15 protein-coding genes are annotated in these 13507 nt (G+C 64.1%); 9 read left to right on the forward strand and 6 right to left on the reverse strand.

The genetic code is table 11. From position 1 onward, the window contains the following. The first annotated feature begins 99 nt into the window (after nucleotides 1-99). Genes FJ434_RS11195 through FJ434_RS11235 form a run of 9 tightly spaced genes read left to right on the forward strand, consistent with a single transcriptional unit; the run spans nucleotide 100 to nucleotide 8396 of the window. Nucleotides 100-1851, forward strand: a complete 1752-nt coding sequence (locus FJ434_RS11195) for a methanol/ethanol family PQQ-dependent dehydrogenase (protein ID WP_281406444.1) — start codon at nucleotides 100-102, stop codon at nucleotides 1849-1851. Next, nucleotides 1832-2671: a substrate-binding domain-containing protein gene (locus tag FJ434_RS11200; RefSeq protein WP_140746893.1), complete on the forward strand. Its 840-nt coding sequence runs from the start codon at nucleotides 1832-1834 to the stop codon at nucleotides 2669-2671. Before FJ434_RS11195 ends, FJ434_RS11200 begins: the two co-directional genes overlap by 20 nt. Further along, nucleotides 2668-3201 (forward strand): c-type cytochrome, encoded by a 534-nt coding sequence (locus FJ434_RS11205; RefSeq protein WP_140746896.1) that lies wholly within the window; start codon nucleotides 2668-2670, stop codon nucleotides 3199-3201. Before FJ434_RS11200 ends, FJ434_RS11205 begins: the two co-directional genes overlap by 4 nt. Continuing rightward, nucleotides 3198-4211, forward strand: coding sequence for a cytochrome c oxidase subunit II (gene coxB, locus FJ434_RS11210; protein ID WP_140746899.1), 1014 nt, complete (start codon nucleotides 3198-3200; stop codon nucleotides 4209-4211). The genes FJ434_RS11205 and coxB overlap by 4 nt, the downstream gene beginning before the upstream one ends. Then, nucleotides 4208-6181: a cytochrome c oxidase subunit I gene (gene ctaD, locus FJ434_RS11215; RefSeq protein WP_140746902.1), complete on the forward strand. Its 1974-nt coding sequence runs from the start codon at nucleotides 4208-4210 to the stop codon at nucleotides 6179-6181. Before coxB ends, ctaD begins: the two co-directional genes overlap by 4 nt. After that, nucleotides 6178-6783, forward strand: coding sequence for a cytochrome c oxidase subunit III (locus FJ434_RS11220; protein ID WP_027145372.1), 606 nt, complete (start codon nucleotides 6178-6180; stop codon nucleotides 6781-6783). The genes ctaD and FJ434_RS11220 overlap by 4 nt, the downstream gene beginning before the upstream one ends. Beyond that, on the forward strand, nucleotides 6783-7124 hold the full coding sequence (locus FJ434_RS11225) for a hypothetical protein (protein ID WP_140506185.1): 342 nt from the start codon (nucleotides 6783-6785) through the stop codon (nucleotides 7122-7124). The genes FJ434_RS11220 and FJ434_RS11225 overlap by 1 nt, the downstream gene beginning before the upstream one ends. Beyond that, entirely contained in the window at nucleotides 7121-7999 is an 879-nt protein-coding gene (locus tag FJ434_RS11230; protein WP_140746905.1) for a cytochrome c oxidase assembly protein, read from the forward strand. The genes FJ434_RS11225 and FJ434_RS11230 overlap by 4 nt, the downstream gene beginning before the upstream one ends. Further along, a complete protein-coding gene (locus FJ434_RS11235; protein WP_140506189.1) occupies nucleotides 7980-8396 on the forward strand; it encodes a cytochrome c in 417 nt (138 codons plus the stop codon). Before FJ434_RS11230 ends, FJ434_RS11235 begins: the two co-directional genes overlap by 20 nt. Here the strand turns inward: FJ434_RS11235 and FJ434_RS11240 are convergent, their stop codons facing one another. Genes FJ434_RS11240 through FJ434_RS11265 form a run of 6 tightly spaced genes read right to left on the reverse strand, consistent with a single transcriptional unit; the run spans nucleotide 8397 to nucleotide 13497 of the window. Further along, the gene (locus FJ434_RS11240; RefSeq protein ID WP_140746908.1) at nucleotides 8397-9203 is read right to left on the reverse strand and encodes an ABC transporter permease; all 807 of its coding nucleotides are present in this window, start codon (nucleotides 9201-9203) and stop codon (nucleotides 8397-8399) included. After that, the gene (locus tag FJ434_RS11245) at nucleotides 9200-9925 is read right to left on the reverse strand and encodes an ATP-binding cassette domain-containing protein (RefSeq protein WP_140746911.1); all 726 of its coding nucleotides are present in this window, start codon (nucleotides 9923-9925) and stop codon (nucleotides 9200-9202) included. The genes FJ434_RS11240 and FJ434_RS11245 overlap by 4 nt, the downstream gene beginning before the upstream one ends. Further along, a complete protein-coding gene (locus FJ434_RS11250) occupies nucleotides 9922-10884 on the reverse strand; it encodes a PQQ-dependent catabolism-associated beta-propeller protein (protein ID WP_140746914.1) in 963 nt (320 codons plus the stop codon). Before FJ434_RS11250 ends, FJ434_RS11245 begins: the two co-directional genes overlap by 4 nt. After that, nucleotides 10872-12047, reverse strand: a complete 1176-nt coding sequence (locus FJ434_RS11255; protein WP_140746917.1) for an ABC transporter substrate-binding protein — start codon at nucleotides 12045-12047, stop codon at nucleotides 10872-10874. Before FJ434_RS11255 ends, FJ434_RS11250 begins: the two co-directional genes overlap by 13 nt. Beyond that, the gene (locus FJ434_RS11260; protein WP_140718407.1) at nucleotides 12044-12730 is read right to left on the reverse strand and encodes an ATP-binding cassette domain-containing protein; all 687 of its coding nucleotides are present in this window, start codon (nucleotides 12728-12730) and stop codon (nucleotides 12044-12046) included. The genes FJ434_RS11255 and FJ434_RS11260 overlap by 4 nt, the downstream gene beginning before the upstream one ends. Continuing rightward, nucleotides 12730-13497, reverse strand: a complete 768-nt coding sequence (locus tag FJ434_RS11265; protein WP_140506201.1) for an ABC transporter permease subunit — start codon at nucleotides 13495-13497, stop codon at nucleotides 12730-12732. Before FJ434_RS11265 ends, FJ434_RS11260 begins: the two co-directional genes overlap by 1 nt. Between the last annotated feature and the right edge of the window lie 10 nt (nucleotides 13498-13507).

Genomic DNA, 13507 nt, shown 5'->3' on the forward strand with positions numbered 1-13507 from the left:
CCCTGCGTTGTCGCGGTATGCGCCAACCGCTCGGCGGCACCCAGAAAATGTCTTGCGAGCATCTTTGCGATGCTGCTGCTGGCTTCCACTCCCTTACTGATGGCCGCTTCGGAAGCTCCGCCAACGCCGGCGATCTCGCCGCCGCCTTCCGCTGCGCCACCTGACGACGGGCAGTGGACGATGCCCGCCAAGAACTACGCGTCGACCCGCTACAGCGAGCTCACGGAAATCAACGAAGGCAACGCCAAGGACCTGCAGGTGGCCTTCACCTTCTCGACCGGCGTCAATAAGGGCCAGGAAGCGGCGCCGTTGGTCGTCGGCGGCACGATGTACATCGTGAGCCCCTTCCCCAACATCGTCTACGCGCTTGATCTCACCAAGCCGGGTGCGCCGATGAAATGGAAGTTCGAACCCAATCCCGAGCCGGCGGCGCAAGGGGTTGCCTGTTGCGATGTGGTCAATCGCGGCGCCGCTTTCGCGAACGGACGCATCTTCTTCAACACACTGGACGGGCACACCATCGCGCTCGACGCGAACACCGGTCAGCCGATCTGGAACGCCCATATCGGCAACATCAACATCGGCGAGACCATCACCATGGCGCCCTTGGTGGTGAAAGGCAAAGTGCTGGTCGGCAATTCAGGCGGCGAGATGGGCGTCCGCGGCTGGGTCAAGGCGCTCGACGCCGGCGACGGTCACGTCGTCTGGACGGCCTACGGCACCGGGCCGGACAAGGAAGTGCTTATCGGCCCGGACTTCAAGCCGCACTACGACATGGACAAGGGCAAGGACCTTGGCGTCACAACATGGCCGCCGGAAGCCTGGAAGATCGGCGGCGGCAACATGTGGGGCTGGATTTCCTACGATCCGGATCTCAACCTGATCTTCCACGGCACCGGCAATCCTGGACCGTGGAACCCCGATCTGCGGCCCGGTGACAACAAATGGACGTCAGGCATCTTCGCCCGCGATCCCGATACCGGCGCGGCGAAATGGTTCTATCAGTGGAGCCCGCACGACCTCCACGACTATGATGGGATCAACGAGCAGGTCCTGCTCGACATGAACTGGCAGGGCAAGCCGCGCAAGGTGCTGGTCCGGCCTGAACGCAACGGCTACCTCTACATCCTCGACCGGACCACGGGCGAAGTGCTGTCCGCGAAACCTTTCGGCCCTGTCAATTCCAGCAAGGGTGTCGATCTCAAGAGCGGACGTCTGATCGAAAACCCGGACAAGAAGACCGGGACCGGCAAAGTCGTCCGCGACATCTGCCCAACCGCGTCGGGGCTCAAGGACTGGCAGCCTTCCGCCTTCTCGCCGAAGACCGGGCTGCTCTATATTCCGCATAACAATCTGTGCATGGACGAAGAAGGCGTCGAGGTGAACTACATCGCCGGCACCCCCTATGTCGGCATGAACGTGCGCATGATCCCTGGGCCCGGTGGCAACCGGGGCGCCTTCACCGCCTGGGACATCGCTGCGCAGAAGCCCGCCTGGAGCCTCAAGGAGAACTTCCCGGTGTGGAGCGGCGCGGTCGTGACGGCCGGCGATGTCGTCTTCTACGGGACAATGGAAGGTTGGTTCAAGGCGGTCAGCGCCAAGACTGGCGATCTGCTTTGGCAGTTCAAGACTGCGTCCGGCATCATTGGCCAGCCCATCACATATCGCGGTCCCGACGGACGTCAATATGTAGCGATCCTGTCGGGTGTCGGCGGCTGGGCCGGCGCGATCGTATCGGGCGATCTCGATCCGCGCGACGCCACCGCCGCGCTCGGTTTCGTCAACGCGATGAAGGACCTCAAGGAGGCCACAACGGCGGGAGGCACGCTTTATGTGTTCCGGCTGCCCTGAACACTGGGCCGCGCGCATGGCGCTCGGCATGGCCGCGCTCGCCTTGCTGTTCTTGCCGGTGGGAGCCAATGCCCGTGAACTGAGGGTCTGCGCTGATCCGAACAACATGCCATTTTCCAACGCGGCCGGTCAGGGTTTCGAGAACAGGATTGTTGAGATCGTGGCCGCCGATCTCGGTGCCAAGCTGACCTACACCTGGTGGGCGCAGCGCCGCGGCTTCGTGCGCAACACGCTGAAAGCCGGCCTTTGCGATCTCGTACCAGGCACGCCTGCCAACCTCGAAATGCTGCGCACCACCACACCCTATTATCGCTCATCCTATGTTTTCGTCACCCGCCAGGACGGTCCGGATGTGGCGTCCTTCAACGATCCGCAACTGCGCGCTATGCGGATCGGCGTGCAACTCATCGGCGACGACGGGGCCAATTCGCCCCCCGTTCAGGCGCTTGGCCGCCGTGGCATCGTCGGGCACCTCGTCGGCTACCCGGTCTATGGCGACTACTCCGCACCCAACCCCCCAGCGCGCATCGTTGAAGCGGTGGCGACCGGCGAGATCGATCTTGCCGTCGTCTGGGGCCCGCTCGCCGGCTACTTCGCCCAGAAGCAGAAAGTGCCGCTGCGCATCACGCCGGTCACCCCTCGCATCGACGGACCGCAGTTGCCCATGATCTACGACATCTCGATGGGCGTTAGGCGCGAGGACGATGTGCTACGTGGCGATGTGAATAGCGCGCTGGCCAGGCACAAGGCCGAGATCGACGCATTGCTGTCGCAATATGGCGTGCCGCGGCTCGACGGCTCGGGGAGTCCAGTGCGATGAGGCCGGGCGCCGCCATGCTCCTGTTTGCGCTCCTGACGCTTGCGGCATGCCAGCGCGAGGAGCGGGACACGCGCCCGCAAAATTCGCTCGGATCGGGCGAGCAGCCGGCGCCTGTGACGACATTGGAACCCGGCGGACAGCGGGCTTCCGCCAGCGATAACAAGGCGGCGAGTTTCGAGGCCAACGCCTTCCACCTCAGCGAAGGCAAGCGGCTGTTCAGCTGGTTCAACTGTTCAGGCTGTCATGCCAATGGCGGCGGCGGCATGGGGCCGGCTTTGATGGACCAGAAGTGGCTTTACGGCAGCTCGATCGAAAGCATCCACGCTACGATCCGCGATGGTCGGCCAAAAGGCATGCCGAGCTTCCGCGACAAGATCCCCGATGACCAGATTTGGGAGCTTGCCGCCTTTGTCCGCTCGCTGAGCGGCAATGCGCCCTCGTCCGCCGCCCCGCAGCGCAATGACGACATGATGCCACATCCGTCGGAAAACCGCCTGCCGGACGCCGCCACACTGGGGAAATCACCGTGAAACGCCTTGCGTCGACCGGGTTCGGCACGACCTGCGTCTTGTTTCTGCAGGGATGCTCGGGATGGCAATCAGCGCTCGATCCGAAAGGTCCCGCTGCCAGTGAGCTGGCATGGCTCATTTGGTTTTTCACCGCGCTTTGCGCAGTGATCTGGGTCCTGGTGATGATCGCGCTTGCCGCGCCGCTGTTGATGCGGCCTCGCACACGTTCCGAGCCGCTCGCGCTCGACGCAGGCGCCGACCATCGCAAGTTGCGGGTCGTCGTGATCGCCGTCGGGCTGACTGCCGCGATCGTGGTCGGGCTGACCTTGCTGAGCTTCTTCGCCAACAGGACGCTAGCGGCGATCGGCTCGGACGCTGCGCTCACCATTCGCGTTACCGGCCACCAATGGTGGTGGGAGGTGCGCTACGAAGATGCCACGCCGAGCCGCATCCTGACCACGGCTAACGAGATCCACATTCCCGCCGGGGAGCCCGTGCGGCTTCTGCTGACCTCGACCGATGTTATCCACTCGTTCTGGATCCCGAGTTTGGCCGGCAAGCTCGACCTCATCCGCGGTCATATCAATGTACTTGATATCAGGGCCGACAAGCCCGGCGTCTATCGCGGCCAGTGCGCCGAGTTCTGCGGTGCGCAGCATGCTAATATGGGCACCTTCATCATCGCCGAGCCGCGGGCAAAGTTCGACGCCTGGTGGAACGACCAGTTGCAGCCGGCTGGGCCCCCGACGAATGGGGAGGCCAAAAATGGCGCGGACCTGTTCCTCAAGCGCCCCTGCGTGATGTGCCACAGGATCGGCGGCACTCCAGCGGGAGGAACCGTCGCGCCTGATCTCACGCATGTGGCCAGCCGGCAAACCATCGCTGCCGGTACCTTGATGATGAGCCGCGGCAATCTGGCGGCCTGGATAGCGGATCCGCAAGGCGTGAAGCCCGGCTCCCACATGCCGGTGGTGGAGCTCAACGGCGACGAACTCAACGCCATCGTCGCCTATCTCGAGGGCCTGAAATGAGCAGCGCGGATCTAACGAGCGAACGCGACCTGCCGCAACGGGGGACCGCCACCCAAGGCGACGTTGCTCCCGAGCATGACGGACCGCGTGATGCCGGCATGGACGACGCCAGCCTGCACCGCTGGCTGGCGCGGGCATGGTGCACGCCGCCCGGCATCATCGGCGCTCTGTCGAGCGTCGACCACAAGGTGATCGCAAGGCGCTATCTGATCACGGCCTTCATCTTCCTATGCCTTGGCGGACTGAACGCGGTCGCCATGCGAATCCAACTCTCAGGGCCGCAGCGTGGGCTGATCGGGCCGGACCTGTACAACCAGCTGTTCACGATGCACGGCGTCACCATGATGTTCCTGTTCGCCGTGCCTATCGTGCAGGCAACGGGGATCTATCTGGTGCCGCTGATGGTCGGCACCCGCAACATCGCCTTCCCGCGGCTCAATGCATTCGGCTATTGGGTGTATCTTTCGGGCGGCGTCTTTGCCTGGGTTTCATTCCTCCTCAACATGGCACCGGACGTCGGCTGGTTCGCCTATGTGCCTTTGTCCGGTCCCGAATTCTCTCCCGGCAAGCGCGCCGATGTCTGGGCGCAAATGATCACCTATACCGAAGTGTCCTCGCTTGCGGTCGCCGTCGCCACCATCGTGACCGTGTTCAAGCAACGCGCACCCGGCATGTCGCTGGACAAGATACCGCTTTATGTGTGGGCACTGCTGGTCACTTCGTTCGTCGTGGTCTTCGCGATGCCGGCAGTCATGATCACCTCGACCTTCCTCATTCTCGACCGGCTTGTCGGAACCCACATTTTCAATCCGGCGGAGGGCGGCGACGCCCTGCTGTTCCAACATCTGTTCTGGTTCTTCGGCCATCCCGAGGTCTACATCATCTTCCTGCCGGCGACAGGCATGGTCTCCTCGATCATTCCCGCTTTTGCCCGGCGACCGACGTTCGGCCATCTCGGGCTGGTCCTTTCGTTGATCGCGGTCGGTTTCCTGTCGTTCGGCCTCTGGGTGCACCATATGTTTGCGACGGGATTGCCGAAGTTGGGGGCGAGCTTCTTCACGGCGTCCAGCATGCTGATCGCCATACCCAATGGCCTGCAGATCTTCTGCTGGCTGGCGACTTTGTGGGATGGCAGACCGGTGATCCGCACGCCGCTGCTGTTCGTCTTCGGCTTCTTCTTCATCTTCGTCATCGGCGGGCTCAGCGGCGTCATGCTCGCCTCGGTGCCGCTCGACCTGCAGGTGCACGACACCTATTTCGTCGTCGCCCACTTCCATTACGTGCTGATCGGCGGATCGGTATTCCCGCTGCTGGGCGCGGCCTATTTCTGGTTCCCCAAGATCACCGGCCGCATGATGAGCGAACGTCTCGGACGCTGGCATTTCTGGCTGGCCTTCATCGGCTTCAACGTGGCTTTCTTCCCGATGCATCTGGTCGGCCTGTGGGGAATGCCGCGCCGGGTCTACACCTATCCGGCGGAGCTTGGCTGGGGCAACATCAACCTGCTCATCAGCGCCGGCGCGGTGCTGTTCTTCTTGAGCTTCGTGCTGTTCACTTTCAACCTCGTGCACGGCGTATTGAAAGGCGTACCGGCCGGGGACAATCCCTGGGATGCAGGCACCCTGGAATGGGCAACGTCCTCGCCGCCTCCAAGCTATAATTTCACACGCATCCCGATCGTGACAAACGTTGAGCCGCTGTGGGCCGAACGAGACGCGCTTCCCGTCGCAACCGGCCTGCGCGTCGACGTGCGCGAGTTGCTCATCTCGACGGTGGCGGAAGCCCATCCCGACATCCGCGAGAAATCGGCGACGCCGTCAATCTGGCCCCTGCTTGCGGCGATCGCCGTGGGCGGCACTTTCCTCTACTCGATCTTCACGCCGTGGGCGGTCGTGTGGGGCGCCGTGCCGATCGCGGTCACGCTGGTCGGCTGGTTCTGGCCCAAAGGCGATCCGGAGGACGAGGAATGAACCAGCGACCCGTCGCCGACCTTTCCGGGCTTCCCACCTTTGGACATGGTCCGCGCAGCCCGACCTGGTGGGGCACGCTCGGCTTCATGGCGCTGGAGGGGACGGGCTTCGCGCTGGCGGCCGGCGCCTATCTCTACCTGGCAATGTCGTGGCCCAACTGGCGTCTGAGCGCCCCGGAGCCTAACCATTGGCCGGGAACGATCGTCACCCTCCTGCTGATCGCCAGCCTGGTGCCGAACCACATTCTCAATCGCTACGCCGAGCGTTGCGCCATTGTACCGGTGCGGATCGGCATGGTGGTGATGTCGCTGTTCGGTCTCGCCCCGCTCGTGGTGCGCTGGTTCGAGTTCCCGGCGCTGAATATCTATTGGGACACGAACGCGTACGGCTCTATGCTTTGGGTGCTGCTTGGACTGCACACCACCCACCTGATCACCGATGTCGGCGACACGATCGTGCTGACGGTGCTGATGTTCACACGCCATGGCTACAGCGGCCGGCGCTTCGGCGACGTAGGCGATAATGTCTTCTACTGGGATTTCGTGGTGCTCACCTGGATCCCGATCTATCTGCTCATCTACTGGGTACCGAGGCTAGGCTGATGCGCGCGCTGCAATTGGGAACGTCCTGGGGTGGCCTTCTGTCGGGGCCCTCGGCTTGGGCAATTTCGACGCAGCTGAATTACGCGCTTGTTCCCTGGCAATGCAATCGCCAGGTGCCGGTCGTGCTTCCAATCGCACTGCTGCTTGCCTTGCTTTCGCTTCTCGGCGGCATGCTTTCTTGGCGGGCAAAGCGGCAGGGGGGCGCGGCTTTCAAGCCGGAGCGCACGCGCAGCACCGAACAATTCGTCGCCGATCTCGGCATTCTTGCGGCTTTGCTTTTTGCCCTCGTCATCGTCATGCAGGGGAGCGCCGCGCTCATCCTTGACGAGTGCCTGCGATGAGCTTCGAGGCTTTCCTCTCAACATCGATCTGCTATGGCGCCGGCGCGCCCGAAGGGGGATGGACACTTGCGTTTCCCATCACGCTCCCTCTGGTCACAATCGCGCTCATCTATGCGATCGGAGCGAGCCGGCTGTGGCGCCGCAGCAGCCGGGGCCGCCCCGAGCGGACGCGACAAGCTCTGTTGTTCGCCGCCGGCTGGGGCCTACTGACGGGAGCGCTGGTCAGCCCGATCCATGCGCTTGGCGAACGGGTGTTTGCCGCCCACATGATCGAGCATGAACTGCTGATGGCGGTGGCGGCGCCGCTCCTTGTCGCCGCCTGCCCCGGCGCAGCCTTGATATGGGCATTGCCGGCCGCATTCCGCCGCGGAACGGGAATGCTCACGCACGGCAAGTTTCTCCAGGCGATCTGGGCCGTTGCCAGCCGTCCCCTCAACGCAACCGCCATCCACGGTATCGCGATCTGGATGTGGCACGTCCCCGTACTGTTCGAGGCAGCGCTTCAGCAGGGCGTCCTGCACTATGCCCAGCATGCGAGCTTCCTCGGCACAGCCCTGCTGTTCTGGTGGGTGATTCTGCCGCGTTCCGGCCGCCAGCAGGCCTATGGCAGCGCGGTCATGCATCTCTTCTTCACCTCGCTGCACACGGGTCTACTTGGCGTGCTGCTGCTGTTGTCGCCCAAACTCTGGTATCCGCAGAATGCCGCTGGCGCGGCGCTGTGGGGACTGACCCCGATCGAGGACCAGCAGCTCGCCGGCTTGGTGATGTGGGTTCCGGCTGGCCTGATCTATGGCGGAGCCGCCTTGCTGCTCGCCGGCCTTTGGATAAGCAAGAGCGGAATCAGGGAGGCCACCCATGGGCTCCGGCCTGGCTAGGATGACCGGCGGCGCGCTCGCCGCCATCCTGCTGCTGACCGCCGCCGTCGCCGGGGCGACCTTGTGGTCGGACCGGCGTGATCGTGTTCGCCACGAATCGGATGTTGCGACCGGTGGCGTGGGCGCGCGCGCCATTCCGATCATGACCGCGAATGGCTGCTCGGGGTGCCATACAATCCCCGGCGTGCCAGGGGCACAAGGCCAGGTTGGTCCGCGCCTCGATTCCAGCCTTGCCGACCGGGTCTTTATCGGCGGGGTGCTGGCTAACAATCCCGAGAACCTGATCCGCTGGGTACGAGAGGCCAGGGAGATCAATCCGCACACGGCGATGCCATCGACAAGGATTACGCAGCAGCAGGCGCGCGATATCGCCGCCTATCTCTATGCCCTCAGATGATTAGCCTTCGCCGCCGCGGCGGGACCACAAGCCACGACCGGGGTCATAGCCGACCACTGCCGCAAGGAAAAACCCGACGAGGCAAGCGAGAACGACGAGAGCCGAAACGGGATCGAAGCGCAGATAGAGGGCGAAGCGTATCAGCTCGACCGCCGAACTGAACGGGTTCCATGCGGCGATCATTGCCAGCACCGGCCCCGCCTCGGCGAGTCGCCATATCGGATAGAGAGCCGTCGAGGCGAAGAAGGTCGGGAAGATGACGAAGTTCATCACGCCGGCGAAGTTCTCCATCTGCGTCGAGATCGACGAAACCAGCAACCCAAATGCGCCGAGCATCAGGCCGGACAGGACGAGCGCCGGAAACACGGCCAGATAGCCTAGAACTGGGGGGCGCACGTCCCAATAGCGCGCGATCAGCAGGAACAGATAGACCAGCGGCAGACTGACGATGACGCTCGCAAGCAGCCGCGCGGCAAGCAGGTACCAGCGCGGAAGCGGTGCCGTCAGCAACAGGCGCATGCTGCCCATCTCGCGGTCGTAGACCATGGCCAGCGAACTTGCCATGGCATGGAAGAGCAGCATCATGGCCGCCAGTCCGGGGACGACATAGACTTCGTAGAGCACGTAGGTCTGGTAGGGCGGCGTGATCGACAGGCCAAGCACCGAGCGGAACCCGGCGGCGAAGATGGCGAGCCAGACCAACGGCCGTATGATCGCCGAGAGCAGCCGGCCACGCTGCCGCAGCGTTCGCAGCATCTCCCGGCGCAGTATGCCTGTAATGGCCCGCAGCGCGTGACGCCTTTTCATGCCGCCTCCGTCAGCACATCGAACGCATCGGCCATGCTGGCGACCGCAAGATCCGCCGCGACGCGGCCGGCCCCGCCAGCCCAACGCAGCCTGCCCTTATGCAGCACCACCAGGTCGTCGTCGGCCGACACCTCTTCCAGGAAATGCGTTGCCCAGAGAACGGCAATACCTCGTTCCCGGCAGAGCGCGCGCACATGCTGCTCGATCGCCCGGCGCCCAGGCACGTCGAGCCCGGTCGTCGGCTCGTCGAGCAGCAGGATGCGGGGCCGATGCATCAGGGCGCGCGCGATTTCGACACGTCGCCGCTGACCGCCCGACAGTGAACGGACCGGCTCGTCGCACCGGTCAGGGACCTCCAGCCGTTCGAGTTCTTCGCGCAACCTTGTTTCGCAGACGCCGGCCGCCAGCCCGTGCAGGGCGCCGTGATAGCGCAGATTTTCGGCGGCGGTGAGATCGAGGTCGAGCGTCTGCTGCTGGAAGACAACACCCATCTGGGCAAGTGCGGCGGCCGGATCGGCCCGCATGGAGTGGCCGAACACATCGATCTGGCCGGATCGGGCATGATAGAGGCCGGTGACCAGCGAGAACAACGTCGTCTTGCCGGCGCCGTTGCGTCCGAGCAGTATGCACATTCTGCCTTCCGCGACCGAGAACGACACGGCTTCGAGAACCCGCCGCTGTCCGAAGCTGTGTCCCAGACCTTCGAGTGACAGCGCCTTCATGGGCCGATCACCACTCCCCAGGGGCCGCGTCCCACCGGCACCGACTTCACCACCTCCTCGTCTTCAAGATCGATGAACGAGATGTCCCCGGAATTGCCATTGGCGCTTACCAGGCGCTTCTGGTCATCCGACAGCGCCACATGCCACGGGCGCTGGCCGACGAGGTAGAGGCGGCGCACGGCCAGCGTCCTGGTATCGACTTCGGCAATCCGGTTGGCCGGACCAAGCGCCACATAGGCAGTGGCGCCGTCGCGGGTCATTTCGATGCCTACCGCCTGGACGCCGTCGCGGCGGATACCGGGAACCTCGAACTGGACCTTGCCGGCCTCAGCACGAGACGTAGTGTCGAAGACGGTCACGGTTCCGCGTATTTCGGAAGACACCCAAAGCTGCTTCCCATCCGGCGAGAACGACGCCGCGCGGGGACGGGTGTCGACCAGGAGGTTGTCTACGATGTCGAGCGTGCCGGCGTCGATGAGGTGCACCATGCTGGTGGTCTCCGAGGTGCAGGCAACGTAATGGCCGTCGGCACTGACCGCCATACCCTCGGGTTCGACCCCGACGTCAACGGTACCGATCACCCTGGCGGACGCGATATCGACGACTGAGACCAGATTGTCATTCTCATTGGCGACGAACAGGCGTTTGCCGTCAGGATGCACGACAAAAAATTCCGGATCGACTCCTGAGGGGAGCTGGCCGGTCACCTGCCGTTTGGCGAGATCGACAATGTCGATCCGGTTGTCGTCGCCCACAGCCACGAAGAGCAGCTTCTTGTCGACCGAAAGCGCCATGCCGCGTGGGCGCCTTCCGACGTTGATGGCCGTGGAGAGGCTCATGCCGGCGCCCTCCACCACCGCCACTGTGTTGTCCTGCTCGTTCGATACGTAGATCGTCTCCGCTGCGGCAGGTCCGGCGACAATCAACACCGACAGCAGGATTGGGATCACGACCTGCATGCGCTCTCCTCGAGGTCGACGCCCAGCGTGTCGAGGGGCGTGCGCTGATGCAGGAAACCCGGTTGCGGTGAGCTGGAGACGAGCAGCCGCGGCCCCGCTATCAGGATGGGCTGCCGCATCTGGCCGTCCCATGACCGGAAGCTGAGCCCCTGCCCCTTGAAGCCGGCGAGAAGGAAGTCGTCACTGCGCAAATATGCCGTGATCGCCGAAGCATCGAGGCTGCGCAGGCGTGTTGCCGCTTCTCCGACGCTGCGCACGGCGAGCCAACCGGCGTAGTCGTAAGCCGTCATCCAGCGCCCGGCCTGCTTGCGGAAGCGGTCTTGAAGTTGCGTTGCGCCCCATTCCTCGTTGACCGCGCTCCAGCCGGTCGCCACGATCCCCTGCGTCCCGGCGACCGGCCGTGGTAGCGCGGTTCGGCCCTCGAGATAGGCGCCGAACTCGTCCGCCTCGTCGGCGACGACCAGCACGTCGTAATCGCCGACCTGGGTGGCGGCCGGTATCTCGGTCTGAAGCGTGACATGTCCCGTGTCCGCACGACCATTGGCAGGCCGGAACGTCCAAGGCTTGTCGACGACGATCTCGGCGCCGAAGTGTGTCGCCGCGCGGCGCAACGCTGCAGCCAGCGCCTCGTCAGCAGGATGCGGGCCGACCAGCAGAAACCAGTGCTGCCAACGCTTCCAGATGAGATATTGCGCGAGGCCGTCGGCGAGCATGGCGCGACTTGGAACGGTATGCAGGAGGTTCTTGCGGCAGTGCTGCTGGCGGAGCGCATCGTCCGGCGCACGGCTGTTGAACAACAGCATCTTGTCTGCTCCGGGTGCTGCGAGAGCCTGGTTCAGCGTGGCCGCATCGAGGTCGGCCACGACGAAAGTGACGCCGCTCGCGGCAAGGCTGGCGATTGCTTCGGTGGGCGCTTCGCCTGGCTTCAGCACGCGTTCTTCGAGCTGGAAATACTGGCCGAGGAAGCGGCCGGTGCCGCCGTCATCGGCGATGCCCAGCCGGGCCCCCTGCAGGCCGTCATCGCTGACGGGCTGGTCAAGCGGTCCTAAAGGCAGGGGTGGCGTGCGCTCCTGGCCGATATAGCCGACCACCATGGTCTGCGGTGCGGCGGAGCCGGGGGCAGCGGCCAACAGGAGCAGCACGATCGACAGCACCAGTCTCATTCCGCTCCGCCTGCCTGCAAGCTGGCCGGGCCACGCGGTGAAGCCGGTCCGCCACCCCGGGCAATCCCGACATCGCGCACGATAGCTGCCGGCGAGCCTTCCAGAACGACGAAGCGGTCGGCCAGCGACGAGACCTGGGCCAAATTGTGCGTGACAATAAGCGCGATGGGCGGCCTGGTATTGAAAACTTCACGCAGCAGGAGGCTCATCGTGTTCGCCGTCGCCTCGTCGAGCGAAGCGAAAGGTTCGTCGAGCAGCAACAGCGCGGGCTCGACGGCAAGCGCGCGGGCGAGCGCCACGCGCCGGGCCATGCCTCCGGAGAGACGCTGCGGATATTCGTTTGCGTGATCCTCAAGGCCTACGGCGGCAACCCACCTCGATGCCTCCTGCTCCCGCCCGGGGATCACGAGTTCGACATTGCGCAAGACGGTCAGCCAAGGGAGCAGACGCGGTGTCTGGAACATCATCCCGACAGGAAGCGCGCGTCCCTCCACCACGCCGCGGAATTCGCGGTCGGTGCCTGCGACGATCGAGAGCAGCGTCGATTTGCCAACTCCCGAGGGCCCAGCGATCACACAAACCTGGCCGTGCGGCACATCGAGAGCGAAGTCCCGGAACACGGTCCTACCCTGGCCCTGGCCGGGAATAGCGAAGGTCTTCATCTCTATCCTGATGGTCAGCATCAACGCCGCCACACGCCAAGTCGGCCTTCCAGAGGCCCGAGCAGGCCGTACTCGATGGCCAGCATCACCACTCCGAAGCTTATGGCATAGGCCAGGATGTGGGACACGTCGAAGTTCTGGAAATAGATCTGCAGCTGGAATCCAACCCCGTTGGAGCGGCCAAGCAATTCGGCGAGCAGCACGATCTTCCAGGTCAATGCCAGTCCGCTGCGCAGGGTGACGAGGAAAAACGGTGCCAATTGCGGGAGCACGATGTAGCGCAGCGACCTCGTTCCGGTGAAACGATAGACCTCGGCCATTTCCGTGAGGTCCTTGTCCAGCCGGCTGGCGCCCTCGCGAATGGTCACTACCACATTGGGGATCTTGTTGAGCGCGACCGCGAACACGAGCGCGGTCTCGACCAGACCGAGCCAGACATAGATGAGGATGACGGTCACCAGCGCCGGCACGTTGAGCAGCAGAACGATCCATGGCTTCAACCAAAGATCAGCATCACGCGAGCGGCCGGCGGCATAGCCAAGCGCGGAGCCGACCACGATCGCGACGGAAAGGCTCACAATCACTCGCGTTAGCGAGACGCCGAGGTGAAAAGCGAGTTCGCCCTGCAGCGCCTCTTGCAAGAGGACGATGGTGACCTCCAAAGGGCTCGGCAACAGCCGGCTGGCCACCACCGATGCCGCCGCCTGCCAGATCAGAAGCATACCAAGCAGCGCCGCGACGCTCTGCCATCGCTGGGCATTGGCGGAAGCGGCCAAGCTGTTGCTCATGGATGCGGTC

This window comes from Mesorhizobium sp. B2-5-13 (assembly GCF_006440535.1).
Classification (GTDB): domain Bacteria; phylum Pseudomonadota; class Alphaproteobacteria; order Rhizobiales; family Rhizobiaceae; genus Mesorhizobium; species Mesorhizobium salmacidum.

Coding starts and splice junctions, on each gene's coding strand:
- ctaD (WP_140746902.1), top strand. CDS start 4,208: ATGAGCAGCGCGGATCTAACGAGCGAACGCGACCTGCCGCAACGGGGG.
- FJ434_RS11195 (WP_281406444.1), top strand. CDS start 100: ATGGCCGCTTCGGAAGCTCCGCCAACGCCGGCGATCTCGCCGCCGCCT.
- FJ434_RS11265 (WP_140506201.1), bottom strand. CDS start 13,497: ATGAGCAACAGCTTGGCCGCTTCCGCCAATGCCCAGCGATGGCAGAGC.
- FJ434_RS11200 (WP_140746893.1), top strand. CDS start 1,832: ATGTGTTCCGGCTGCCCTGAACACTGGGCCGCGCGCATGGCGCTCGGC.
- FJ434_RS11205 (WP_140746896.1), top strand. CDS start 2,668: ATGAGGCCGGGCGCCGCCATGCTCCTGTTTGCGCTCCTGACGCTTGCG.
- FJ434_RS11255 (WP_140746917.1), bottom strand. CDS start 12,047: ATGAGACTGGTGCTGTCGATCGTGCTGCTCCTGTTGGCCGCTGCCCCC.
- FJ434_RS11245 (WP_140746911.1), bottom strand. CDS start 9,925: ATGAAGGCGCTGTCACTCGAAGGTCTGGGACACAGCTTCGGACAGCGG.
- FJ434_RS11250 (WP_140746914.1), bottom strand. CDS start 10,884: ATGCAGGTCGTGATCCCAATCCTGCTGTCGGTGTTGATTGTCGCCGGA.
- FJ434_RS11260 (WP_140718407.1), bottom strand. CDS start 12,730: ATGCTGACCATCAGGATAGAGATGAAGACCTTCGCTATTCCCGGCCAG.
- FJ434_RS11240 (WP_140746908.1), bottom strand. CDS start 9,203: ATGAAAAGGCGTCACGCGCTGCGGGCCATTACAGGCATACTGCGCCGG.
- FJ434_RS11220 (WP_027145372.1), top strand. CDS start 6,178: ATGAACCAGCGACCCGTCGCCGACCTTTCCGGGCTTCCCACCTTTGGA.
- FJ434_RS11235 (WP_140506189.1), top strand. CDS start 7,980: ATGGGCTCCGGCCTGGCTAGGATGACCGGCGGCGCGCTCGCCGCCATC.
- FJ434_RS11230 (WP_140746905.1), top strand. CDS start 7,121: ATGAGCTTCGAGGCTTTCCTCTCAACATCGATCTGCTATGGCGCCGGC.
- FJ434_RS11225 (WP_140506185.1), top strand. CDS start 6,783: ATGCGCGCGCTGCAATTGGGAACGTCCTGGGGTGGCCTTCTGTCGGGG.